Consider the following 24,827-nt stretch of genomic DNA (forward strand, 5'->3'; position numbering starts at 1 on the left):
CTGCCCCTCGCTGGCTCAGTTCGATTCCTTGATCAGGCGGCCCGACTGCGCCTGCAGCGGACGGGCGTTCATCGGGTACAGGTGCGAGAACACCGAGATCTGCTGCGACGAGAGCTGCACCGGCTGACGAAGCACCAGCCACAGCACGCCCTCGCTGCAAGGCGGCGTGGTCATCGAGCCCATGTACGAGAAATAGGCCTGGTCCCGCGGCAGCAGTTGCGTGAGGTCGATGGGGACCGGCGCCGTGTAGGTGTCGCCGCGTTCGAGCGGCAGGTAGTTCCAGACCGTCTGGATCAGCGTCTGGTCCTGGCCCCGTTCCAGCAGGACCGCGACCGTGGCCTGGCGCCCCTCGGCATCCTTGTGGACGAGGTGGGCCACCATGTCGTACTGGCGGCCGTTGATGCGCTCTTCGCTCGGGCGGTGGAAATGGAACTGCTGCAATTCGTACCGGCGGCCCATGATCGTCAGCGTGTTGCCCGCCGCCACGTTCACCTGGATCGTGTGGCCGTTGTCGACCACCGAGAAGCTGCTGGGCTTGTAGTCGAACTGGATGCGCTCCTGGTCGACCTTGATCGTGTCGCGCAGGTCGATCGGACTCTGGCGGGTGCCGATCGCGCACTGGCGGAACTCGGGCTGCAACTGGCCCCATTTGTCGGGCGCGCCTTCGCCGGTGTAGGACCACGGGGTCGACGACTTCGCCGCTGATGCTGCCCCGGCGGGCTTGGCCGAGCGGCGGGCGCGCAGGTCGACCGGGTTGGCGGTCTTCACGTCGGCGGCGCCGCCGGCCGCTCCCGCCGGCTTGGTGCTGAGCTTGAGCGCGGCGGCGTCTTCCTTCAGGCGGTCGGCCAGGCGATCACGCAGCTGCTCGCTGGAGGCCTCGCCCTTCGGAGCGGGCGCCGGCGCGGGCTCCGCAGCGCGGAGCGCGCCGGGCATCAGCAGGAACAGGCAGAGGGCCGCCGGCAGCAAGGCACGGGGTCCGGGACGGTCAAACATGAAAAGGGGCTCCGCGAGCGACAGAAGGATCGCTCTTCTATTTCGGAGCCTGGCCGGGCATCTTGAGGGTCGCCCGGTGTCCTGATGTCACGCGGGCGGCGCCGCCGACACCTCGCGCTTGACCCAGGTCCAGGCCACCAGGCCGATGCACATCATGGCCGCGGAGGTCACCGCCAGCGCCAGCATCGAATGCATCACCAGCGGCACCAGCACGCCCGCCACGAGGCCGTTGGCCGCGCTGCCGATGCAGGCCTGCAGCGAGGAGGCCATGCCGCGGCGCTCGGGCGCCTGGTCCAGCACCAGCAGCGTCACCACCGGCACCATCAGCGCCCAGCCGAACGCGAAGCTGCTGATCAGCGGGAAGGCCCACAGCGGGCTGTGCGGCAACGTCAGGTTGCACACGATGTTGGCCACGGACGTGAAGCCCATGATCAGGAAGCCGCGCCGGATCTGCTTGCGCGGCGCGATCTTGCCGGCGAGCCGGCCGCTGAGCCAGGCGCCGCCCATGATCCCGCCGATGCTGAACAGGAAGAAGATGAAGTACTGCGTCGGCGCCAGGCCCAGGTGTTCGCCCAGGAAGACCGGCGCCGCCAGCACGTACAGGAACATGCCGTTGAACGGGATGCCGCTGGCCAGCGCCAGCAGCAGGAAGCGGCGGCTGCCGACCAGCGAGCGGTAGCCCCGCAGCAGCGATCCCACGTGGAAGGGCTGGCGATGGTCGCGATGCAGCGTCTCCGGCATCAGGCGCCAGGTGACCGCGAACAGCAGCGCGCCGACGAAGACCAGGAACCAGAAGATGGCGTGCCAGTCGGCGTGCACGTAGAGGAAGCCGCCGATCATGGGCGCGATCGCCGGCGCGAGGCCGAAGAAGATCGTCACCTGCGACATCACCCGCTGCGCTTCCGACGGGGGGAACATGTCGCGGATGATGGCGCGCGAGACCACGACGCCCGCCCCCGCCGACAGCCCCTGCACCGTGCGCCAGAACACCAGCTGGCCGATGCTGCCGGCCAGCGCGCAGCCCATCGAGGACAGCGCGAACACGGCCATGCCCCAGAGCACGACCGGTCGGCGGCCGAAGCTGTCCGACAGCGCGCCGTGGAACAGGTTCATCACCGCGAAGCCGAGCAGGTAGCCCGACAGCGTCTGCTGCATCTCGATCGGCGTGGCGTCCAGCGCCTGGGCGATGCCGGCGAAGGCGGGGATGTAGGTGTCGATCGAGAACGGCCCCACCGTGGCCAGCGCGGCCAGCAGGATGGCGAGGGCCCAGCGCGGGGCGCGCCACAGTTGGCTGGCTTCGGGGTTCATGCGTGGGTGCGGTGCGAGCGTGCGGGCGGAAGCTGTCGACGATAACCCCGGGCAATCGGCGGGACCCGCAGTCATGCCGACCGGGAACGCCGCTTGCGGGTGGAACGTGCGCGGGCCGCCCGGACGGCCCCTGCGATGACCGGCAGTGTAGCGGGGCCCCTACACTGCGGGACTTTTGCGGAACTTCGGGCGGGGAACGTGGTGCCAGGCGTATTGAGCATTGGGTTGGTCGGACTGGGCGTGATGGGGCAGCGGATGCTGGCCCGTCTGGCCGGGCACGCCCGGCTGCGGGTGACCCGCGTCTGGGACCAGAACCCCGAGGTGCTGGCGCAGGCGCTGGTCCACTACCCGCTGCTGCGCGCGGCCACCAGCGCCGAGGCGCTGATCCGCGAGCCGGGCCTGCACGGCCTCTACATCGCGACGCCGCCGGGGCCGCACATCGACCTGACGGAGCAGGCCTTCGACGCCGGCCTCGTGGTGCTGTGCGAGAAGCCGCTGACCACCGACTTCGAGGCCGCGCGCGCCTGCATCGAGCGCATCGAGCGCGAGCGGCAGCGGGCGGCGGTCAACTACTCGCTGGCCTCGTCCACCGGACTGGCGCAGCTGCAGCTGGCCTTCGGCGCGGGATCGCGGCGCCCGATGGGCGCGCTCCACGGCGTGAGCATCGAACTGCGTTTCGCCGCCTGGCCGCGCCCGTGGCAGGCCGGCGCCGGCGCGTGGCTGTCGCAGCGCGCGGAGGGCGGGTTCTCGCGCGAGGTGCTGTCGCACTTCATCTTCGTGCTGCAACGGGTGCTGGGACCGGCCAAGGTCGTGCGCAGCCGGGTCGACTACCCCGCCGACGGCATCGGCTCCGAACTCGCGGTGGAGGCGGAACTGGTCGCCGCCGGCGTGCCGGTGACGATCAGCGCGAGCCTGGGCGGCGACCGCGCCGACGACAACCGCATGCTGTGGCGCGCCAGCGAAGGCGAGATCGAGCTGCGCGACTGGTTCGGCGTCACGCAGCAGCGCCAGGGCGAACGCGTGCAGAGCATGGGCGACGCGGAGACGCTGCGCATGAACGGCATGAACGATCAGCTCCACCACTGGTCGGCGATGCTGGACGGCCACTCGCACAGCCTGCCGGGCTTCGCCGAGGCGCTGGCCGTGCAGAAGACCATCGAAGGGGTGCTGGCCGGTCAGCCCTGAGCGCCTCCGGGAGCGGCCTCCTCTGGGCGCCCTCTGCCGCGGGGTAAAATTCCCCTGTGAAGCAAGCCAGACCGCCGCTGGTGCGATCGTGGAAACACGGCACTGGAGGAAGGTCCGGACTGCATAGAGCGGCGTAGCAGCTAACGGCTGCCCGGCGAAAGCCGAGGATCAGAGCAACAGAGACGAGTCGGTGCGGACGCAAGTCCGCATCGGGTGAAACGGGCAATCTCTACGCGCAGCAACACCAAGTAGGCCAGCGTCGATGCGGCTCGCAGAGCTGGCGGGTAGGTGGCACCGAGCCGGGCAGTGATGCCCGGCCCAGATGAATGGCGGTCACGCGGAAACTCGCAAGACGATCCGTGCACAGAATCCGGCCTATCGGCTTGCTTCACACTTATGACAACCCTGCAGGCGAACATTGGCTTGCAGAACTTTGCAGGGTCTTTCGCGGATCCCACGCGTCTGGGCACATCGGTTGCTACCTTCGGGTCATGCAGATCGAACCTCTGGACCCCCACAGCCCCGCCGCGTTGTCCCTGCTGGCGCAGTCGGACGCGTACATGGCGGCCCTCTACCCGAGCGAGAGCAACCACCTGGAAGACCCGCAGGCGCTGGCCCAGCCGCGCGTGCGCTTCATTGGCGTGTGGCTGGCGGAATGGCTGGCCGGCTGCGCGGCGGTGAAGGTCGTCGACGACGCCGAAGTCCCGTACGGCGAGATCAAGCGGGTATTCGTCCAACCGCATTTCCGGGGACGCGGCATTTCCAAGGTGCTGATGGAAGAGCTCGAGTCCCATCTCAGGGCACAGGGCATCGGACTGGCGCGCCTGGAGACCGGCGTGCACCAGCCGGAGGCGCTCAAGCTGTACGAGACCCTGGGCTATGACCGTCGCGCGCCTTTCGGCAGCTATGCCGAGGACCCGCTCTCCGTCTTCATGGAAAAGCGGCTGACGGCCAGCTGAAGACGACGCTGTCCCCTGCAGGGGTTCCCCCGTCCCGGGGGACATCGGATGAACGCGAGGCGCGATGCCGCCGTACCGTGCGAGGCTGTCCTGGCTCCCGCCGACGTGCCGCCGCCTCATGGCCCCGACCGCCCACTCCCCTGCTCCGAAGCTGGCCTCCATCGAGGCGGCCCGTGCGCTCGCCGCGCTGGCGGTGGTGCTCATGCACGCGACGCATCTCATGCGCGTGCCGCAGTTCACCGGCCACATCGCGCTGGGCGGCGTGTTCGACTTCGGTTACGTGGGCGTCGACTTCTTCTTCGTCCTGAGCGGCTTCATCATCACCTTCGTCCACCACGCGGAACTGGGCCGCGGCGCGGCGCGCTGGCCCGGCTACCTGTGGAAGCGCTTCGTGCGTGTGTTCCCGATCTACTGGCTGGTGCTGGCGATGACCGCCGGGCCCTCGATGCTGTCGCGGCTGCTGGCCGGCCGCACGCCGGTCTCGGAACTCGGCAGCGACGACCTCCCCGGCACGCTGCTGCTGTGGATAGGCGCGAAGGAGCCGGAGTACGTCGGCGTCGCCTGGTCGCTGCAATACGAGGTGCTGTTCTACCTGAGCTTCTGCGTGCTGCTGCTGCACTTGCGCGGCGGGCTCGCGGTGTACGGACTGTGGGCCGCGCTCGTCGTGGCGCAAGCCTTCGGCGCGCTGCCGGACGCCCTGCCCCTGAAGCTCGGCGATCCGCATTGCCTGCAGTTCCTGATGGGCGTCGCCACCGGGCTGGTCGCGCGCCGCGCGACGCTGCCGCTGATCCCCCGGCAGGCATGGCTGGTGGGCGCGGCCTTCGTCGCCGCCGTGCTCTACGAACGGCTCGGGCCGCAGGGGGCGCATGCCTTCGGCGGGCGCGTCGCGCTGGGGCTGGCCTCGGCGCTGGTCCTGGGCACGCTCGTGGCCATGGAGCGGCGCAACGCCGTCCGCGTGCCCGCAGCGCTGGCACGGCTCGGGGCGGTGTCGTACTCGCTGTACCTTGCCCACTGCCTGCTCATCAACATCGTGCTCGCGCTCCTGGCGAAGGCCGGCCTCTACCGCGCACTGCCGGAAGCGGTGACCTTCGCGATCGCCGTCGTGGCGGCCGTCGTCGGCGGCTGGCTCATCGGGCGGTGGCTGGAGTTGCCGGTGGTCGCGTGGCTGCGCCGCCGCACGGCGCCACGCATGGCGCCGGCGACGGTGACCACCGGCTGAGGATCACTCCTCGTTGTCGCCGCTGCCGCCGGCCTGCTCGTTGCGCTTCTCGGCCTGTCTCAGCAGCGGCGCCTCGAGCTTGTCCATGCCGTCGATGAAGCTGTCCACGGGCTTCGGCGATGCCAGGCGCAAGGACGGCGGCGCCAAGGTCGCCATGTAGTTCGGGCCGAGCCAGTACTGCTGCTCGGAGCGCCGTCCCACCGTCAGCACCAGGCCGACGACGCACATCGCGCCTATGCCCACCGCGACGCGACGCGACGCGCGCGGCCACACCACGGTGGCGTGCCACCACAGCAGCAGCGCGGCGCCCACGGACATGATCACGGGCTCCAGCGCCAGCAGGCGCGGGACATTGAGCATGTAGGCCACCAGCGGCAGCAGCAGGTCCAGCAGCTGCATCGTGACCGTCGCGACCAGCGCCCGCCACAGGTGGGCACCGAAGGCGAACCAGTGACGGAACAGCTGCGTCACCAGCGCCCAGAGCGCCGACCAGATCAGCGCCACGCCGATCGGCGCGAGCAGCGCGCTCACCGTGTCGACCCAGCTCGCCGAGCCGTCGCTGGCCGCCCAGTTGGCGCCCCACAGCATCAGCGCCCAGAGCGCGAGCATGGCGGGCAGTGCCCACGACGGCCGCGCATCCCGCTTGACGGGCTCGTCGGCGCGGTTCATCGGCTTCTCGGCCGGCAGCGGATCCAGCGCGGTGCGCAAGCGCAGCCGCGTGGTGCCGATCTGCAGCAGCGCCGACGACGGCCACGCCGCGCGGCTGCCCGCCGCGAGCCGGCGTCCGTCCAGCCATCCGCCGTTCTGGCTGGGGAGCAGTTCCAGCACCGGACCGCCAGGGGCGGGCGCCGCGGGCGCGAGGGGCGCGGACGGTTCGTCCAGGGTCTCGTCGCTGCGCTCGGCCACGGGCTCGCCGCGGTCCCAGTGCAGCAGCGCATGCGCGCCGGCCAGGTGCGGGTCGGACAGCACGAGGTCGCAATCCGGCGACCGCCCGATGCGCAGCGGCCACGCGCGCACCCGGTGCACTTCCCGGCAATGACCGTCCCGGTCGACGATCTCGATTACCGCGGCGTGGTCCATGCGAATCCTTGGAGATAGTGACGCGTCAGCTTGGTGGCATTCGCGAAGCTGACGCCGCGGGCGTCGAATCGGCCGAGGGCGCCTTCAGTCGAGGCGTCCACGTTGGTGACCAGCACGGTGAGGTCGAAGAGGCCCTCCAGCTTGCGGTAGGCGCGCAGGCAGGCGACGGCGCGCAGCGGCGGACCGTCCTTCTGCTGGACGAAGTCCTCCTTGCAGTACGGCGCGGTGCGGTCGCGGTCGGGACCGCCCAGGCGCTCGTTGCGGAAGCTCGCCGAATAGATCGCGGAGAAGCGGACCGCGCCGAGCTTGCTGCCGTCGTAGACCTCCTCGGTGACGCCGAAGTAGCCGGTCTGCAGCGATTCGCTGATGAACAGCGCATGCTCCATGCGGCATTGCGTGCGCTGCATCTGCAGGCCCTGCTCGTCGGCGGAGGACCCGCTGCCCCAGCAGCGCATGTATTCCTCCTGCGGGATCGGGAAGCGGTAGCGCGGATGCGTCATCGTGCGCCACGGCTGCGCCAGGAAGTTGCGCGAGAGCTCGTCCTGGTAGGCCATCAGTTGCTGGCGCAGCTTGGGCCAGGCGGCGCCCTTCATCGGCGCGGCGTTGCGGCTGCGCGCGAGCAGCGCGGCGGCATGCTCCGCCGGGACGAGGAAACTCATCTGCTGCGCGAAGATCATCGTCGACACGTTGATGCCGACGATCTCGCCGTCCTCGTCGATCACCGGACCACCGCTCATGCCGGGGTTGATGGAGCCGGAGTAGTAGATCAACGGGTCGAAGCTGCGCTCGACCAGACCGTTGTAGGTGCCCTCGACGACGGCGAACGCGACGTCGTGCGGGTTGCCCATCGAGTAGATGCGCTCGCCCTTCGCCAGGGGCTGCTCGGCCTTGCGGAACACGAGCGGCGTGGCCGTCATGCGCGCGATCACGTTCTTGGGATCGGGGGTGCTGCCCTTTCCCGCGTCGCCCTTGCCCACGATGCGCAGCAGCGCGAGGTCGCGACGCGCGTCGAAGTCCAGCAGCTCGATGTCACCGCCGTCGCCTTCGGGCGTCTGGTACTGGAGGCGGTAGCGCTCCGGCTCCAGCGCGTGCTGGCTGATGACGTGGTAGTTGGTGATGACGTGGCCCTGGTCGCTGACGACAAAACCCGACCCCACCGAGGCCTGGCTGCCGTTGTACAGCGTGCGGACCTGCAGCAGCTGCGAGCGGCTGCGGTCGTAGAGCCGGCGGGCGCTGGCCGAAACCGGCGCCGAGGACGCCGCCTGGCTGGCGGCGACGGCGGGCGCGCCGGGCGGCACGACCGGGGACGTCGGCACGACGGGCGAGGCCGGCGCCACCGGCGCGGGGCGTGTCTGCGCCGCGGCGGGCAGGCCCAGTGCCGCGATCAGCAGCAGCAGGACCGCCCCGGCGGCGGCACGCCCAGGGGTGAGAGGTTTTCGCGACAACGCAGGAGACTCCAGGAGAAGATCGACGGACGCCGCATGCTAGCGGCTTTGCCCAGCCCGCCAGCAATCGGGATGCCGGACGGCCTGACCAGCGGCACCGACGGGCGGCGCTGACCGCACCGCCCGTACCGGGTCTCTCACTGCTGCGGTCGCTCGCCGGCCGGAGGCTCTTCGGCGGCCGCCGGCTGCTTCGGCCGGGCCTCGCCGGGCCAGGGACCGAACAGCGGCAGCGGCATGCGCACCGGCGTCACGTCCAGGTAGAGGTTGACCACCGTGTAGTCCTCGGGGCCGAGTTCATCGGTGCTCCAGCCGATGCTGCCCGGCCCCTTGTAGAGCCGGAACAGGAAGCCCAGGTCGGCCAGCGTGTCGCCGGCCTTGGGCGCGGCCTCGAAACTCAGGCCGCGGAACTCGGGCTGCACGCTGTCGATCAGGATGGACATGGCCGTGGAGATCGTGGAGTCGCCCAGCATGTCCGTGTAGAACTGCGGCAGCGTGTAGTAGGGCTTGTAGTCGGGCGCGCCGGGCTCGAGCTTCTGTCCGCGCAGCTTCACCGCCGACGGCGTGACGCCGCGCGTGCGCAGGTTCATCCGGTCGCCGTGGTCGAGGTAGGTCAGCCGGGCGTTCTTGAGGTTGAAGACGCCGAGCTTGCGGTCCGAGGACGCCTCGCTCAGATCGACCAGCAGCGCGCCCTTGTGGCCGATGATCTCGACCTCGTCGCCGCGGATCACGGCGGCGGAGTTCTCGTCGACGCCGAGCCCGAGCTGGTAGTTCTTGGCCAGCATCAACGGCACCATGCGGCCGAAGCGCCCGCGCTTGAGGAAATGCTGGTCGACGAAGAGTCCCGGCCCGACGAAGCCCAGACCGCGGTCAATCTGCTTGCCCTCCTCCCACTGGCCCTTGAGGATGCTGATGACGCTGGGCGCGTCGCGGAACATGACCGTGCTCATGATGGCGGCGCCGGCCGAGGTGCCGGCCACGACGCCGCCCTTGCGGTAGACCTCCCAGATCGCGTCCAGCATCGGCGTCGAATGCCCGCCCGGATAGAGCACGTCGACGATGCGCTCCTGCGAGCCGCCGGTGAAGAAGATGCCCTTGGCGTTGCGCACCTTGGCGATCAGCGCGGCGTCGCGCACGACTTTGCTCAGGTCGACCCACGAGAACTTGGGCGCGACGGGCAGCGCCTCGGCAATCGCGCCGCGGCGCTGCAGCTGCTCGACGACCTGCTTGGCGCTGGCCTCGGGATCCTCGGCCGCGGTGCCGAACACGACGAAACGCGCGCCGCGTCCGCCGGCCAGCGCGATCAGGCGGTTCCAGACTTCGTCGTTGTCCGCCTTCAGCGCGCCGCCGATGGCCATCGCGTGGCCTTTAATGGGGACGTCGGCCAAGGGGCCAGTCGTTGCCTGCACGGCGGAAGCGGGGGCGGCGACAGGGGTGGCCGCAGGAGTAGCCGCGGGCTTTGCGGCGGTCGCGGGCCGGGGCGGCGCCGATGTGGCCGGCGGAGCGGCGAACGCCGGCAGCACGGAGAAGGTCAACAGGAGCGCGCCGACAGCGTGGCGCAGCAGACAGCGATCGAACATCGTCAGAGCCTCCCGCCGCGCGGGGCGGCTTCTCACACCACCATAGCGTCCCCCACCCTCCAACGGGTGACCATTGGTCACAGGTCAGTTGCTTCGTCGCGACTGTCGCGGGTCATCACCCTTGTCCGTGACGGTCCGCTCCCTAGACTGGTCCGACAGAGCCACCCCCTCATCGGCCCCAGGGAGCCCACCATGACCCTCCGCACGTCGCGCGTCCGCCGCCTCCCGCCCGTCACGCCTCGCCCGCCGTTCGCGCCCCGCGTCTGCGCGGGCGCGGCGCTGATCGCGCTGTGCAGCGCCGCGCACGCGCAGGTCGCGCCGCCGGAGTCCGCCGCATCGGCGCCTGCGGCAGCGGCGCCACAGGCCGCGCAGAAGCTGCAGCGCGTGCAGATCACCGGCTCCGCGATCAAGCGCATCGCCGACGAGGGCGCGCTGCCGGTGCAGGTGATCAACCGCAACGACATCGTCAAGGCCGGTGTCACCACGGCGGCCGAGATCATGGCGACGGTCTCGGCCATGAGCAATGCGTTGACCGACGGCGTCAGCATCGGCACCGGCGGCTTCCGCGATCAGATGGGCTTCAACTCGGCGAACCTGCGCGGGCTGGGCACGTCGTCGACGCTGGTGCTGCTGAATGGCCGGCGCATGGCCAACTTCGCCTCGCCCGGCGACGACAACGGCGTCGACCTGAACAACATCCCCGCCGCCGCCATCGAGCGCGTCGAGGTGCTGCTCGACGGCGCCTCCGCGATCTACGGCACCGACGCGATCGGCGGCGTCGTCAACTTCATCACCCGCAAGGACTACCAGGGCGTGCAGCTCGACGTCTACGGCGGCAAGACCGGCGAAGGCGGCGCCAGCAAGCGCACCGCGTCCATCGCCGCCGGCCACGGCGACCTGGAGCGCGACGGCTTCAACGTGATGGGCGTGCTGGACTTCCAGAAGACCGGCGCGCTGCGGACCTCGCAACGCGACTTCATCTCCGACCTGCGCATCCCGGAACGGCTGCCGCACCTGCTGTCGTCGGCCGGTTTCCCCGGCAACATCCGGCTCAGCGGCGACCAGCGCGACTACCTCCAGTCGCAAGGCTTCACGATCAACGGCAAGCCGATCACCTCGAGCCAGATCAACCTGAGCGCGCCCAACTGCCAGCCGCCGCACACGCTCTACCTGCCCGACGGCATCGGCGGCGTCGACGGCTGCACCTACGACTACATGCGCGACCTGGAGCTGTATCCGAAGACGGACAAGGGCAGCTTCCTCGGCCGCGGCGTGCTCAAGCTCGGCGACCGGCACGAGGCCTTCGTCGAGGCCGCGTACACGCGCAGCAAGAGCTGGTACGTCGGCACCAGCAACCGGATCGACGCCGACCTCGACGTGTCGATGATCCCGGCGCTGGCGGCGACGGGCCTGGGCGATGCGCTGCCGGACGACCGGCTCATCACCGTGCGCACCCGCATGCTGGAGGCCGGACCGCGCGCGAGCGAGCTGATCAGCACCGGCAGCCGCGTCGTCGTCGGCATGACCGGCACGGTGGGCGCCTGGGACTACGACTGGGGCTTCAACCACAGCGTCAATCGCGTCTCCGACCGCGACGTGCGCGGCTATCTGCCCTACGAGGAAACCTACCAGGCCTATGCGGACGGCCTGCTGAATCCGTTCGGACCGTCGAGCGCCGCGGGGCTCGCCTTCCTGCGCGACAACAACATCAACCAGACGGTGCGCAGCGCGCGGGGCACGATGGACAGCCTCGACATGAAGGCGACCCGCAGCCTGACCAAGCTCGCCGGCGGCGACCTGGCGATCGCGATCGGCGCGGAGCTGCGGCGCGAGAAGTCCAGCTCGGCGGCGAGCGACCTGCTGATCTCGGACAACATCCTCGGCGACCCGACGCCGGGCGACGCGCAGTTCACCAGCAATTCGCGCAAGGTCTGGGCGGCCTACGGCGAGCTGCTGGCGCCGATCACCAGGCAGATTGAACTGCAGTTCGCGCTCCGGCACGACCACTACCAGAAGGTGGGCGCGACGACCAATCCCAAGATCGGCGTGCGCTACGCCCCGATGAACAACCTGACCTTCCGCGCCTCGGCGGGGACCGGTTTCCGCGCGCCGTCGATGAACGACCTGTACCGCTCGGTGAAGACGGGCGAAACCGCGACGCTGCCCGATCCCGTCTGCATGCGCGAGAACGACAACGACCTCGGTTTCTGCGCCAACAACTTCGAGACGCGGACCTACTCGAACCCGAACCTCAAGCCGGAGAAGTCGCGTCAGTTCTCGATCGGCGTGCTGACGGATCCGACGCCGGAGATCAGCGTCGGTGTCGACTACTGGCACATCGAGAAGCGCAACCTGATCAGCACCATCGGCGACGACGTGATCCTCGCCAACCTCGACAAGTACGAGCCGCTCGTGCATCGCTACAACGAAGATGAAGGCCTCGCCGGATGCGATTACGACCCGACCGATTCCGAAATCTGCTACATCGAGCTGCACAAGGAAAATCGCGGCAAGCAGAAGGCATCGGGGCTGGACTTCACGCTGCAGTACCGCTCGCCAGGCACGGACTGGGGACGCTTCGGCGTGAAGCTGGTGGGGACGCTGACGCTCAGCTCGAAGAAGCAGACGGGCAACGGCGATCCCTACCTGAGCGACCTGGGACGCTTCGTCACCGACGGCGTCGTGCAACGCTGGCGGCATCGGTTGAACTTCGACTGGTCGCGCGGGCCTTGGAGCGTGAACCTCGCGAACACGTTCTACAGCGGGTACGACGATCAGAACTCGGCGATCGATACCAACACCGGGCTCATCGTCGGGAAGAACAAGGTCAAGGCGTATTCGCTCTGGGACCTGTCGGGCGGGTGGGATGCCACCTCCGCCCTCACCCTCCGGGCGGGGGTGAAGAACCTGTTCGACAAGGCGCCGCCGTTCTCGAACCAGGCCTACTTCTTCATCTCTGGCTATGACCCGAGCTACACGGATCCACGGGGACGGTTCTTCTACCTGTCCGCGCAGTACCGGTTCTAAGGAGGACGCCTACCTGCCGCGGCCAGAGCGTTGGCCGCCAGGTCGCAGGGCCCTGGCGTCAAGCGCCAGAACCCCGCGACCAGCCGTCCCCAACCACCGTCCTACTTCGCCGGTTTTGCTACCGAGGACTCAGTCGAGCTTCCAGCTCATGACTTCGCCGCCGCGCAGCGGCTTGAGCTGCGCAGCTTCGCCGAAAGGCACGGACTCGGGGAGCGTCCAGTCGGCCTTGCGCAGCGTGACCTGCGTGGTGTTGCGGGGCAGGCCGTAGAAGTCGGCACCGTTGAAACTGGCGAAGGCCTCGAGCTTGTCCAGCGCGCCCGCGGCCTCGAAGGCCTCGGCATAGAGCTCGATCGCGGACAGCGCCGTGAAGCAGCCGGCGCCGCACACCGAGTTCTCCTTCATCACCGACGCGTGCGGTGCGCTGTCGGTGCCGAGGAAGAACTTGGCGCTGCCGGAGGTCGCCGCCTTGACCAGCGCGAGTCGATGCTCCTCGCGCTTGAGCACCGGCAGGCAGTAGTAGTGCGGACGCAGCCCGCCCATGAAGATCGCATTGCGGTTGTAGAGCAGATGCTGCGGCGTGACGGTCGCGCCGGTGAAGCGGTCGGCGGCGGTCACGTACTGCGCGGCTTCCTTCGTCGTGATGTGCTCGAAGACGACCTTCAGTTCGGGGAAGTCCTTGCGCAGCGGCTGCATCACGCGGTCGATGAAGAAGGCCTCGCGATCGAAGACATCGACGTCGCCATCGGTCACTTCGCCATGTACCAGCAGCAGCAAGCCGGCCTTCTGCATGGCCTCCAGCGTCGCGTAGGTCTTGCGGATGTCGGTGACGCCGGCATCGCTGTTGGTCGTCGCACCGGCCGGATAGAGCTTGAGCGCGACGACACCGGCGGCCTTGGCGGCGGCGATGTCTTCAGGGGTGGTGCGATCCGTCAGATAGAGCGTCATCAGCGGCTCGAAGTCCACGCCGGCGGGCACCGCGGCGAGGATGCGCTGGCGATACGCGAGGGCCTGTTCAGCCGTCGTGATCGGCGGCTTCAGGTTCGGCATCGCGATCGCGCGCGCGAACTGGCGCGCGGTATACGGAACGACGCTCTGCAAGGCGGCACCGTCGCGCAGGTGCACATGCCAGTCGTCGGGACGGGTCAGGACAAGGGTTTCGCTCATGGGGCGGGATTGTCTCACCGCCCCAAATGCATGCCCGCCAGCACCATCAGCATGACGATGCCCATACCGCTCAATCCGCCCACGAACATATTCCAGAGGCTGCCCCGGAGGTGGCGCCATCGACGCGCCGATTCCAGCTCCATATCGATCTCATCCATCTTCCTCTGGAACTCCTGCCGGGTCACCGGCTGTTGAGACCTCGGAAGGGGGTTGTGGTCTTGCATGCTCATTCAGATCTCCTTGGTTGGTGCCAGGTGTTGCCGGGCGGATTCCCGCACGATGTCATCGCGCCTCGTGCGACTCGCCGCACAGTTCGGTCGAATCGCGAAGACCTCGATTGTTGGGATCCGGCCCTCGCGCGTCACTGACCTCAACCAGGGGTCTTGCGCTCATCCATGCCGTGGACGAGTGACAACCTCACCGGAAGCCGTGGCGAGCCAGAAAGCAGAAGGCCCGCACCTTGCGGAGCGGGCCTTCGGAGCCGTGCAGAGGACGCCAGCGGCGTCCGGGATCAGTGCTGCAGGATCTTCGCCAGGAAGTCCTTGGCGCGCGGCGAGCGCGCGTCCGGATCGCCGAAGAACTCGTCGCGGGTGCAGTCCTCGATGATCTTGCCGGCGTCCATGAAGATGACCCGGTGGCTGACCTTGCGCGCGAAGCCCATCTCATGGGTCACGCACATCATCGTCATGCCTTCGTTGGCCAGTTGGACCATCACGTCCAGCACTTCGCCGACCATCTCAGGATCCAGCGCGGAGGTCGGCTCGTCGAACAGCATGACGATCGGGTCCATCGACAGCGCCCGCGCGATCGCCACGCGCTGCTGCTGACCGCCCGACAGCTGGCCCGGGAACTTGTCCTTGTGCGCCATCAGGCCCACGCGCTCCAGCATCTTCAGGCCGCGCGTCTTGGCGTCCGTCATGTTGCGGCCCAGCACCTTGACCTGCGCCAGCGTGAGGTTCTCCGTCACCGACAGGTGGGGGAACAGCTCGAAATGCTGGAACACCATGCCCACGCGCGAGCGCAGCTTGGGCAGGTTGGTCTTGGGGTTGGTCAGGCTGGTGCCGTCGACGACGATGTCGCCCGCCTGGATGGGCTCCAGCGCGTTGACGGTCTTGATCAGCGTGGACTTGCCCGACCCCGACGGGCCGCACACCACCACCACCTCGCCCTTCTGGATGTTGGTGGAGCAATCGGTCAGCACCTGGAACGGGCCGTACCACTTGGAGACGTTCTTGATTTCGATCATGGAGCGGACCTCAGCGGATGATGGCGATCTTCTTCTGCAGCCGGCGGACCAGCATGGACAGGCTGAAGCAGATCACGAAATAGACAGCGGCCGAGACCAGGTAGGTCTCCATCGGCCGGTTGAAGTTCGAGCCGGCGGACACGAAGCCCTTCAGCAGGTCGTAGGCGCCGATCGCGTAGACCAGCGAGGTGTCCTGGAACAGCACGATGGTCTGCGTCAGCAGCACGGGCAGCATGTTGCGGAAGGCCTGCGGCAGCACCACCAGGCTCATGGTCTGGCGGTAGGTCATGCCCATCGCGTACCCCGCGAAGACCTGGCCCTTGGACACCGACTGGATGCCCGCGCGCATGATCTCCGAGTAGTAGGTCGCCTCGAACAGCGTGAAGGTGATCAGCGCCGTCTTCTCCGCGCCCAGCGGCCCCGCGATGTACGGGATCAGCAGGAAGAACCACAGGATCACCATCACCAGCGGGATGGAGCGCAGCGTGTCGACGTAGATCGCCGCCGGCTTCTCCAGCCACCACTTGCCCGACAGCCGCATCAGCGCCAGCAGGGTGCCCAGCACGATGCCGCCTATCATGGCCGAGACCGTCAGCTGGATCGAGAACCACAGCCCCTTGGAAACGAAGGAGACCAGGACGTCCCAGGTCAGGAACGAGAAATCGAGTTGCGTCATGTCACTTCGCCCCCAGGATGCCGGGCACGCGCACGTACCACTCGATCACCTTGGCCACGCGGTTGATCGCGTAGGCCGAGACGAAGTACAGGATGGTCACGGGCAGGAAGATCTGCACGAAGCTCGACTGCTCCGACGCCTGCAGCGAGAACTGCGCCAGGTCGGGGATGCTCACCGCGAAGGCGACCGCCGAGTTCTTGACGATGTTCATGCTCTCGCTCGTGAGCGGCGGGATGACGATGCGGAAGGCCATCGGCAGCAGCACGTGACGGTAGGTCTGCGGCAGCGTCAGCCCCAGCGCCTGGCCCGCGTAGCGCTGGCCCTTGGGCAGCGTCAGGATGCCGGCCTTGACCTGTTCGGCGATCCGCGAGGACGTGAACAGCCCGATCGCGATCACCACCAGCACGCTGGGCGGCAGGTCCAGCACCGGGAACAGGCGCGGGATCACGTGGTACCAGACGAAGAGCTGCACGATCAGCGGAATGTTGCGGAACAGCTCCGTCCACGATTCCCCGAACATCGCCAGCTTCCTGTTCGGCACCGTGCGCAGCACGCCGATCAGCGATCCCGCCACCAGCGCGACCAGCAGGCCCGCGATCGAGACGAACATCGTCCAGCCCCAGCCGCGGATCATCGCGTCCAGGTAGGTCTCATAACCGGGCGCGCCGAAACACTTCGGCGCGATCTCCTCGGTCACCATGTCTGTGCAGTACAACTGCCAATCCCAGCTCGCCATGGCGTGCTCCATCCATCAAAACGAAAGCCTGTTGCGACAAGGCGCCCCGCGGGGCGCCTTGTGCTCAGGCGAGGACCATCACTTCTTGGCGTATTCCTCGACCGGCTTGTCGTTCGGGTTCGCCCAGGCTTCCTTGGTCGCCGCCGTGGCCGGCAGGCCGACCTTGGTGTTGGTCGGCGGGATCGGCTGGGTGAACCACTTGTCGTACAGCTTGGCGGCTTCGCCCGACTTCATCAGACCCTTGATGCTGTCGTCCACGGCCTTCTTGAAGGCCGGGTCGTCCTTGCGGATCATGATGGCGATCGGCTCGACCGACAGCACTTCGCCGACGATCTTGAAACCGGCCGGGTTGCGCGACTTGGCGATGTTGCCGGCCAGGATCTGGCCGTCCATCACGAAGGCGTCGGCACGGCCCGACTCCAGCAGCAGGAAGCTGTCGGCGTGGTCCTTGCCCAGCACTTCCTTGAAGTCCACGCCGTTGGCGCGCTCATGCTTGCGCAGCAGCTGGACCGAGGTGGTGCCGGTGGTCGTCGCGACCGTCTTGCCGTTGAGCTGGGCGATCGAGGTGATGCCGGAATCGGCCTTCACGGCGATGCGCACTTCCTCGACGTAGGTCGTGACGGCGAAGGCCACGTCCTTCTGGCGGGTCAGGTTGTTGGTCGTCGAGCCGCACTCGATGTCCACGGTGCCGTTCTGCACCAGCGGGACGCGGTTCTGCGAGGTCACGGGCAGGTACTTGATGTCCAGCTTGGCCAGGCCCAGCTGCTTCTGCACGTCGGCCAGCACGCGCTGGCAGATCTCGACGTGGTAACCGACGTACTTGCCGTCGCCCAGCGTGTACGACAGCGCGCCCGACGACTCGCGCACGCCCATGGTCACGCTGCCGGTGTCCTTGATCTTCTTGAGCGTGTCGGCCTGCGCCACGCCAGCCAACGCGGCGCCAAGGGCCAGTACCAGCAATGCCTTCTTCATAGATGCTCCTGCTTGTTCGGATTCAAAAAGCGGATTCGAGGGGGGTTCGTCCGGTGAGCCCCCCAACCGGCAGAGCAGACCATGAGCGGTCGCTTTGCTGGGTAGGGAGTATCACGCATCTCGACTTGTAGCGTGGCTTACGTATGCAGGTTCCGTGCCCGGTTCAGGTCAGCAGGTCAGGCGTCGACCCAGCCGGCGACCCAGCTGTCGACTCAACTGTCGATCTTCTCGGCGTGGGTCAGGAAGTTCCACAGCGCCTGCGCGACCGGCTTGACCCGCCGCGCGGAACCCTGGCGCTCGCGGTACATGCGCAGTTCCATGTTGAGTTCGTACTGGCCGGGCTCGGCGGCCCGCACCAGGCGGCGCGCCTTCACTTCCTTCTTCACCGAGCTGGCCGGCAGGAAGGCCAGGCCGTGGCCCTCGATGGCCATGGCCTTGAGGCTCTCGGCCATGTCGGTCTCGAAGACCGATTCGAAGTTGAGCGGCTGCGCCGCGCCCTTGACGATCAGTTCCACCAATCGCCCGAGATAGGCCCCCGAGGCGTAACTGAGGAAGGGGATCTTCTGACCCGGGTGTCCGGAAATCCGGAACATCGGCGCGCCGGTTGTGTCAGCTTTCGCATAGGCGGCCAGCGTCTCGTGGCCGAGCGAGACCGATTCGTAACGCTCCGGGTCCAGTTGCAGCGGCTGGCTGGGGTGGTGGTAGACGACCAGCAGGTCGCAGTTGCCTTCGCTGAGCTGCAGCGTCGCGTCATGGACGTTGAGCGCGTTGAGCCGGCACTTCACCTCGCCGAAGCGCTGGCGCAGCTCCATCAGCCAGTGCGGGAAGAAGCTGAAGGACAGCGAGTGCGGGACCGCGAACTCGATCATGTCCTGCCCCGCCGACTGGTGGCTGCGCAGCATGTTGCGCGTGGCCTGCAGGTTGCCGAGCACGTCGACGGCCTGGCCGAGCAGCGTCTCGCCCGCGGCGGTCAGCCGCGTCGGATAGGACGAGCGGTCGACGAGGTCGACGCCCGCCCAGGCCTCCAGCGCCTGGATGCGCCGCGAGAACGCGGGTTGCGTGACATGCCGCAGTTGAGCCGAGCGGGAGAAGCTGCGCGTCTCCGCCAGGCTCACGAAGTCTTCAAGCCATTTGGTTTCCACGGCGCGGGAGTTTATCCGTGTGGTGCGAGGGGCTGCTCAAGCCCCTGCTGGGGGTCCTGGTCCTGACGATCGTGACCGTCCTGCTGCAGCGCCCACATCTGCGCGTAACGGCCGCGCTGCGCGAGCAGCGCCGCGTGCGTGCCGCGCTCGACGATGAGGCCCTGCTCCATCACCAGGATCTCGTGGGCGTCGACGACGGTGGACAGGCGGTGCGCGATGACCAGCACGGTCTTGTCCTGCGCGGCGGCTTCGAGCTCGGCCTGGATGGCGCGCTCGTTGCGCGAGTCCAGCGCCGACGTCGCCTCGTCGAAGATCAGGATGGGCGGATTCTTCAGCAGCGTGCGCGCGATCGCGACGCGCTGCTTCTCGCCGCCGGAGAGCTTCAGCCCGCGCTCGCCGACCATGGTCTGGTAGCCCAGCGGCAGATGGCGGATGAAGTCGTGGATGTGCGCGGACTTCGCGGCGGCCTCGATCTCCTCCGTCGTCGCCTCGGGCCGGCCGTAGGCGATGTTGTAGGCGATGGTGTCGTTGAACAGCACGGTGTCCTGCGGGACGATGCCGATGGCGCGGCGCACGCTGTGCTGCGTGACCTCGGCGAGCGACTGGCCGTCGATCGCGATGCGGCCCGACTGCGCGTCGTAGAAGCGGTACAGCAGCCGCGCCAGCGTGCTCTTGCCCGAGCCGCTCGGACCGACGACGGCGACCTTCTTCCCCGCCGGGATCTCCAGGCTCACGCCCTTGAGGATGGGGCGCTGCGGCTCGTAGGCGAAGTGCACGTCGTCGAAGCGCACCGCGGCGCCGTTCACTCGCAGCGGCTGAGCGCCGGGCGCGTCGGCGATCTCGCGCTCGCGGGCCAGCAGCCCGAACATCTTGTCCAGGTCGGTGAGGCTCTGCTTGATCTCGCGGTAGATCACGCCGAGGAAGTTCAGCGGGATATAGAGCTGGATCATGAAGGCGTTGATCATGACCAGGTCGCCCAGGCTCATGCGGCTGTCGACGACGCCCTGCGTCGCGCGCCACAGCATGGCCACCAGCGCCACCGCGATGATCACCTGCTGCCCGCTGTTGAGCAGCGACAGCGTGCGCTGCGACTTCAGCTGCGCGCGGCGCAGGCGCTCCAGGCTCTGGTCGTAGCGGGCGGCCTCGAAGTCCTCGTTGTTGAAGTACTTCACCGTCTCGTAGTTCAGCAGCGAGTCGATCGCCTTGCTGTGCGCGTGCGAGTCCAGCTCGTTGAGCAGCTTGCGGTACTTGGTGCGCCACTCGGTGACGACGATCGTGAAGCCGATGTAGAACACCAGCGCCGCGCCGGTGATCCAGGCGAAGAGCACGTCGAACTTCACCGCCAGCAGGCTGAGCACCAGCACGACCTCGACCAGCGTCGGGAAGATGCTGTAGAGCGAGTACGAGATCAGCGCGTGCACGGCGCGCGTGCCGCGCTCGATGTCGCGGGTCATGCCGCCGGTCTGGCGTTCGAGGTGGAAGCGCAGGCTGAGGTCGTGCAGATGCCGGAACACCTGCAGCGAGATGCTGCGCGAGGCGCCCTCGGTGGCCTTGGCGAAGATCAACTCGCGGGCCTCGGTGAACAGCGAGGTGCACAGCCGCAGCATCCCGTAGGCGAGCAGCAGCCCCACCGGCACGACCATCAGCGCCTGCGCGCTGCCGGCGGGGATGTCCAGGCTGTCGACGAGCTGCTTGAGCAGCAGCGGGACGCCGACGTTGGCCAGCTTGGCCGCGACCATGAAGCCCAGCGCGATGCCGACGCGCCAGCGGTAGCGCCAGAAGTACGGCAGCAGGCGCGCGATGGTGTGCCAGTCGCCGCGCGCTTCGGGCGCGGCGGTGGATGAAGCGGAAGGAGCGGGAGTCGGCGCGGTGCCGGCGAGTGTGGAACGGCGCATGGAGGGGGAGCGTGGCCTTGCCGTGGAGTCGGGCACCCGCCCTGGCGAGGGCGGACATGCTGGACGACAATGCCGCTCATTGTCACCGTTTGGCCATCATGAGCGACTCCACCGATCCGAATGCCCCCGCCAGCGCCGCCGGCCCCGCCAACGCCGCCAACGCCGCAGCCGCGCACCCGTCGGGCGCCCCGCTGCTGTCGCCCGAGACCATCGGCCCGCGCGAGCTGGTGATGCGCGTGATGCCGATGCCCGCGGATGCCAACGGCAACGGCGACATCTTCGGCGGCTGGATCATGGCGCAGGTCGACCTGGCCGGATCCGTGCTGCCGGCGCGCATCTCGCGCGGCCGCATCGCGACTGTCGCGGTGAACCAGTTCATCTTCAAGCAGCCGGTGTCGGTGGGCGACCTGCTGAGCTTCTACGCGCAGGTCACGCGCATCGGGCGCACCTCGATCACGGTACACGTCGAGGTCTTCGCCGAGCGCAACCCGGCCAATCCGCATGTGGTGAAAGTGACCGAGGCCAACCTCACCTACGTCGCGATCGATCGCGACGGCAAGTCGCGCGTCTTCGGCGAAACGGGCGACACGGGCGAAGCGGGCGCAGTGCGCTGAGCGCCGCGGCCCCGGGATGGGGCCGTCCGGCTGGTCTCCGCCCCATGGTGCGAATGAGCATTCACGCACCAGGGTTTGTACGTAGATCCCGCACACCCTGTGAATTCGTGGGTGGGATACTGCCCGGCCAGGGTGCGCAGACACGCCGGTGACGGCGCCTGCGGCCACCCGCAACCGGAGCCGTATCCCATGCTGACCCCCTCCGCTTCCGCCACGCCGGCCGAGTCCGTGCCGTGGTATCGCCATCTCTACCTGCAAGTCATCATCGCGATCGCGATCGGCATCACGCTCGGCTATTTCGAGCCCGCCTTCGCCGTGAAGCTGCAACCGCTGGGCGACGCCTTCATCAAGCTGGTGAAGATGATCATCGCGCCGGTGATCTTCCTGACCATCGTAACGGGCATCGCCAGCATGACGCAGCTGAGCGCGGTCGGCCGCGTGTTCGGCAAGGCGATGGCCTACTTCCTGTTCTTCTCCACGCTGGCGCTGATCGTCGGCCTGGTGGTGGCCAACGTCGTGCAGCCGGGCGCCGGCATGAACGTCAACGTGGCGGACCTGGACCAGAAGGAAGTGCACCGCTACGTCGAGAAGACGCATGACCTGACCCTGGTCAGCTTCCTGATGGACGTGATCCCGAAGTCGCTGATCGGCGCGCTGGCTGACGGCAACATCCTGCAGACGCTGTTCGTCGCGGTGCTGTTCGGCATAGCGCTGTCGCTGACGGGTGAGCGCGGCAAGCCGGTGCTGACCTTCTTCGAGGCGCTGACCGCGCCGGTGTTCCGCATGGTCCACATCCTGATGAAGGCCGCGCCCATCGGCGCGCTGGGCGCGATGGCCTTCACCATCGGCAAGTACGGCCTGGCCTCGCTGCTCAACCTGGGCATGCTGGTGGGCAGCTTCTACCTGACCTCGCTGCTGTTCGTGCTGGTGATCCTGGGCATCGTGGCCAGACTGTGCGGCTTCTCGATCCTGAAGCTGATCCGCTACCTGAAGGCCGAGCTGCTGCTGGTGCTGGGCACCTCGTCGTCGGAGTCGGCGCTGCCGTCGCTGATGGAGAAGATGGAGAAGGCCGGCTGCAAGAAGACGGTGGTGGGGCTGGTGGTGCCGACGGGTTACTCGTTCAACCTGGACGGGACCAACATCTACATGACGCTGGCGGCGCTGTTCATCGCGCAGGCGACCAACACCGAGCTGACGCTGACGCACCAGATCACGCTGCTGCTGGTGGCGATGCTGAGCTCCAAGGGCGCGGCGGGCGTGACGGGCGCGGGCTTCATCACGCTGGCGGCGACGCTGTCGGTGGTGCCGGAAGTGCCGGTGGCCGGCATGGCGCTGATCCTGGGCGTGGACCGCTTCATGTCGGAGTGCCGTTCGCTGACCAACTTCGTCGGCAACGCGGTGGCGACCATCGTGGTTTCCAAGTGGGAGAACGCGCTGGACCACGACGCGCTGGATCTGGCGCTGTCAGGCAAGACCGTCGATCCGGACGACCTCCCGGTCCGCGTGGCCGGACCGGCCGAGACCGCGTGAGCGATCTCGCCGCATGAACGACAACGGGCCTCCAGGGGCCCGTTGTTCATTGTGCTTCGCGAGACGGGTCATGACGAAACCCAGAGTGCGTTCGGCGTTCGTTCATTGATACCGCGGCATCAAATTCCCCTCGACGTCGATGATCCCCGCGGCGATTGCGCATTCACGGGCCTCCTCCAGCGAGAGCGGTCGACGCTTCGTCCGCAGTAGGCTGAAATCTCCCGCCTTGTGCGCCCAACTCGGCGGCTCGGTCACTTTCACCGAGGCCTTCGCGACCTGTCCGCAGCGCTCGCACAGGCTCTTGCGTTTGGCCGGCTTCGCGCTCTTGCCATTCGACTTCTTGCTCATCAGGAATCACTCCAATCAACAGGGGAGTGCTGATGATTCGCCGATGCGGCGCGGGAGCCAATCACACGTTGACGTGCAATCGCGGCCTGCGCTGACTTGAGCAAGTCGTGACCCTCCTGAGGATGAGGAGGCGTCCGTGATGCTTCGCCTTGCGCGACGCGCCTTCGCGGCATGGCAGGGCCCCGTGTCGACGGGACTGATACGGAGTTGATCCAACTCCGGGATAACCGCAACACAGTGATGCAAAAGAGTATCGCTGGCTGGGCTTGCGGGTATCAACGCGGCAACTGCGAGTGGATATCGTTCGACCTCAGCGCCGGCTCGACCCGGCGCCGACGCCCGATACCCATAACAGGAGACTCCCGATGCCCCACCCCGCCTGCCTGGCCCGGCCACGGCCGTCCGTGCGCGCCGCCCTCTTGCTCGGCGGCCTCGCCGCGCTCCTGGGCACCGCCCACGCGCAGACCGAGCTGGTGATCGCCACGGTCAACAACGGCCACATGATCGAGATGCAGAAGCTCAGCAAGCATTTCGAGGACGCCAACCCCGACATCAAGCTCAAGTGGGTGACGCTGGAGGAAGGCGTGCTGCGCCAGCGCGTCACCACCGACATCGCCACCAAGGGCGGCCAGTTCGACGTGATGACCATCGGCCTGTACGAGGCGCCGATCTGGGGCCGCAAGGGCTGGCTGCAGGAGCTCAAGACCGACGCGGCCTACGACGTCGACGACCTGCTCCCGACCGTGCGCAGCGGCGTGTCGGTGGACGGCAAGCTCTTCGCCGCGCCGTTCTATGCGGAGAGCTCCATGCTGATGTACCGCAAGGACCTCGCCGACAAGGCCGGCGTGCAGATCGGCGACCGCCCGACCTGGACGCAGGTGAAGGACCTGGCCGCCAAGATCCACGATCCCAAGCACGGCGTCTACGGCATCTGCCTGCGCGGCAAGCCGGGCTGGGGCGACAACATGGCCTTCATCACCACGCTGGTGAACACCTTCGGCGGCCAGTGGTTCGACATGCAATGGAAGCCGCAGCTCGAGTCCAAGCCCTGGAAGGACGCGACCGCCTTCTACGTCGACCTGCTCCGGCAGTACGGCCCGCCCGGATCGGCGTCCAACAGCTTCAACGAGATCCTCGCGCTGACCAACGCCGGCAAGTGCGGCATGTGGGTGGACGCCACCATCGCGGCCTCCTTCGTCTCCGATCCCAAGCAGAGCCAGGTCGCCGCGCAGATGGCCTTCGCCCAGGCGCCGACGATGAACACGCCCAAGGGCGCGAACTGGCTGTGGTCCTGGAACCTCGCCATCCCGGCCGGCTCGCGCAAGGTCGACGCGGCGCAGAAGTTCATCACCTGGTCCACGAGCAAGGACTACATCCAGCTGGTCGCGAAGACCCAGGGTTGGGCCAAGGTGCCGACCGGCACCCGCAAGAGCACCTACGCGAATCCGGAGTTCCAGAAGGCCGCGCGCTTCGCCGCCGCGGAGAAGGCCGCCATCGACTCTGCCAGCCCGAACGACGCGACCCTGCCCAAGAGCCCGTATGTCGGCGTGCAGTTCGCCGCGATCCCTGAATTCCAGGCCATCGGCATCGCCGTCGGACAGCAGCTGAGCGCGGCGCTGGCCGGCAAGACGACCGTGGACGCCGCGCTCAAGGCCGGACAGACCACGGCCGAGCGCGAGCTCACCAAGGCGGGCTACTACCGGAAGTAAGC

At 68.0% G+C, this 24,827-nt stretch carries 21 protein-coding genes and 1 other RNA gene; 8 read left to right on the plus strand and 14 right to left on the minus strand.

Translation table 11 applies throughout. The features are described 5' to 3' along the window. Window positions 1-15: 15 nt before the first annotated feature. Complete coding sequence (locus tag ABE85_RS16655) at window positions 16-993, minus strand: carbonic anhydrase (RefSeq protein WP_082938681.1); 978 nt, start codon at window positions 991-993, stop codon at window positions 16-18. Between the two features lie 87 nt (window positions 994-1,080). Then, window positions 1,081-2,301: a multidrug effflux MFS transporter gene (locus ABE85_RS16660; RefSeq protein ID WP_067276968.1), complete on the minus strand. Its 1,221-nt coding sequence runs from the start codon at window positions 2,299-2,301 to the stop codon at window positions 1,081-1,083. Window positions 2,302-2,514: 213 nt separating this feature from the next. On the opposite strand from ABE85_RS16660, the gene ABE85_RS16665 reads away from it, so the two are divergent. From ABE85_RS16665 to ABE85_RS16680, 4 genes are all read left to right on the plus strand, one after another. Beyond that, window positions 2,515-3,486: a Gfo/Idh/MocA family protein gene (locus ABE85_RS16665; protein ID WP_197507038.1), complete on the plus strand. Its 972-nt coding sequence runs from the start codon at window positions 2,515-2,517 to the stop codon at window positions 3,484-3,486. A 58-nt stretch (window positions 3,487-3,544) separates the two neighbouring features. Continuing rightward, an RNA gene (gene rnpB / locus ABE85_RS16670) (RNase P RNA component class A) lies at window positions 3,545-3,880 on the plus strand. Between the two features lie 97 nt (window positions 3,881-3,977). Next, complete coding sequence (locus tag ABE85_RS16675) at window positions 3,978-4,445, plus strand: GNAT family N-acetyltransferase (RefSeq protein ID WP_067276974.1); 468 nt, start codon at window positions 3,978-3,980, stop codon at window positions 4,443-4,445. A gap of 118 nt (window positions 4,446-4,563) precedes the next feature. Then, complete coding sequence (locus tag ABE85_RS16680) at window positions 4,564-5,664, plus strand: acyltransferase (RefSeq protein ID WP_067276982.1); 1,101 nt, start codon at window positions 4,564-4,566, stop codon at window positions 5,662-5,664. Between the two features lie 3 nt (window positions 5,665-5,667). On the opposite strand, the gene ABE85_RS16685 is transcribed toward ABE85_RS16680, so the two are convergent. The 3 genes from ABE85_RS16685 to ABE85_RS16695 all read right to left on the minus strand — a co-directional run bounded on the left by ABE85_RS16685 (window position 5,668) and on the right by ABE85_RS16695 (window position 9,574). Further along, window positions 5,668-6,744: an FHA domain-containing protein gene (locus tag ABE85_RS16685; protein ID WP_067276992.1), complete on the minus strand. Its 1,077-nt coding sequence runs from the start codon at window positions 6,742-6,744 to the stop codon at window positions 5,668-5,670. Continuing rightward, window positions 6,726-8,189, minus strand: coding sequence for a serine protease (locus ABE85_RS16690; protein WP_067276994.1), 1,464 nt, complete (start codon window positions 8,187-8,189; stop codon window positions 6,726-6,728). Before ABE85_RS16690 ends, ABE85_RS16685 begins: the two co-directional genes overlap by 19 nt. Window positions 8,190-8,326: 137 nt before the next feature. Further along, on the minus strand, window positions 8,327-9,574 hold the full coding sequence (locus tag ABE85_RS16695; protein ID WP_197507039.1) for a cyanophycinase: 1,248 nt from the start codon (window positions 9,572-9,574) through the stop codon (window positions 8,327-8,329). Window positions 9,575-9,958: 384 nt separating this feature from the next. Between ABE85_RS16695 and ABE85_RS16700 the strand changes: the two genes are divergently transcribed. Then, a complete protein-coding gene (locus tag ABE85_RS16700) occupies window positions 9,959-12,793 on the plus strand; it encodes a TonB-dependent receptor (protein ID WP_067277000.1) in 2,835 nt (944 codons plus the stop codon). A gap of 129 nt (window positions 12,794-12,922) precedes the next feature. Here ABE85_RS16700 and pyrC read toward each other — a convergent pair whose 3' ends face one another. From pyrC to ABE85_RS16740, 8 genes are all read right to left on the minus strand, one after another. Further along, entirely contained in the window at window positions 12,923-13,957 is a 1,035-nt protein-coding gene (pyrC, locus tag ABE85_RS16705; protein ID WP_067277003.1) for a dihydroorotase, read from the minus strand. Between the two features lie 14 nt (window positions 13,958-13,971). Further along, window positions 13,972-14,187, minus strand: coding sequence for a hypothetical protein (locus ABE85_RS16710; protein WP_067277007.1), 216 nt, complete (start codon window positions 14,185-14,187; stop codon window positions 13,972-13,974). Window positions 14,188-14,468: 281 nt separating this feature from the next. Continuing rightward, window positions 14,469-15,203 (minus strand): amino acid ABC transporter ATP-binding protein, encoded by a 735-nt coding sequence (locus ABE85_RS16715; protein ID WP_067277009.1) that lies wholly within the window; start codon window positions 15,201-15,203, stop codon window positions 14,469-14,471. 10 nt (window positions 15,204-15,213) lie between these two features. Next, window positions 15,214-15,879, minus strand: coding sequence for an amino acid ABC transporter permease (locus ABE85_RS16720; RefSeq protein WP_067277013.1), 666 nt, complete (start codon window positions 15,877-15,879; stop codon window positions 15,214-15,216). Window position 15,880: 1 nt separating this feature from the next. Then, window positions 15,881-16,615, minus strand: a complete 735-nt coding sequence (locus ABE85_RS16725; protein WP_067277017.1) for an amino acid ABC transporter permease — start codon at window positions 16,613-16,615, stop codon at window positions 15,881-15,883. A 78-nt stretch (window positions 16,616-16,693) separates the two neighbouring features. Further along, window positions 16,694-17,587 (minus strand): amino acid ABC transporter substrate-binding protein, encoded by an 894-nt coding sequence (locus tag ABE85_RS16730; protein ID WP_067277020.1) that lies wholly within the window; start codon window positions 17,585-17,587, stop codon window positions 16,694-16,696. A 212-nt stretch (window positions 17,588-17,799) separates the two neighbouring features. Further along, window positions 17,800-18,729, minus strand: a complete 930-nt coding sequence (locus tag ABE85_RS16735; RefSeq protein ID WP_067277023.1) for a LysR substrate-binding domain-containing protein — start codon at window positions 18,727-18,729, stop codon at window positions 17,800-17,802. Between the two features lie 11 nt (window positions 18,730-18,740). Further along, window positions 18,741-20,624 (minus strand): ABC transporter ATP-binding protein/permease, encoded by a 1,884-nt coding sequence (locus tag ABE85_RS16740; protein WP_067277027.1) that lies wholly within the window; start codon window positions 20,622-20,624, stop codon window positions 18,741-18,743. Window positions 20,625-20,722: 98 nt separating this feature from the next. Between ABE85_RS16740 and ABE85_RS16745 the strand changes: the two genes are divergently transcribed. Together ABE85_RS16745 and ABE85_RS16750 are read left to right on the plus strand one after the other, a co-directional pair. Continuing rightward, window positions 20,723-21,238: an acyl-CoA thioesterase gene (locus ABE85_RS16745; protein WP_067282920.1), complete on the plus strand. Its 516-nt coding sequence runs from the start codon at window positions 20,723-20,725 to the stop codon at window positions 21,236-21,238. Window positions 21,239-21,427: 189 nt separating this feature from the next. Further along, the gene (locus ABE85_RS16750) at window positions 21,428-22,768 is read left to right on the plus strand and encodes a dicarboxylate/amino acid:cation symporter (protein WP_067277030.1); all 1,341 of its coding nucleotides are present in this window, start codon (window positions 21,428-21,430) and stop codon (window positions 22,766-22,768) included. A 102-nt stretch (window positions 22,769-22,870) separates the two neighbouring features. Here ABE85_RS16750 and ABE85_RS16755 read toward each other — a convergent pair whose 3' ends face one another. Next, on the minus strand, window positions 22,871-23,116 hold the full coding sequence (locus ABE85_RS16755; RefSeq protein ID WP_067277033.1) for a hypothetical protein: 246 nt from the start codon (window positions 23,114-23,116) through the stop codon (window positions 22,871-22,873). 365 nt (window positions 23,117-23,481) lie between these two features. Between ABE85_RS16755 and ABE85_RS16760 the strand changes: the two genes are divergently transcribed. Then, a complete protein-coding gene (locus tag ABE85_RS16760; protein ID WP_067277036.1) occupies window positions 23,482-24,825 on the plus strand; it encodes a sugar ABC transporter substrate-binding protein in 1,344 nt (447 codons plus the stop codon). The last annotated feature ends 2 nt before the right edge of the window (window positions 24,826-24,827 follow it).

The organism is Mitsuaria sp. 7 (assembly GCF_001653795.1).
Taxonomy (GTDB): Bacteria; Pseudomonadota; Gammaproteobacteria; order Burkholderiales; family Burkholderiaceae_C; genus Roseateles.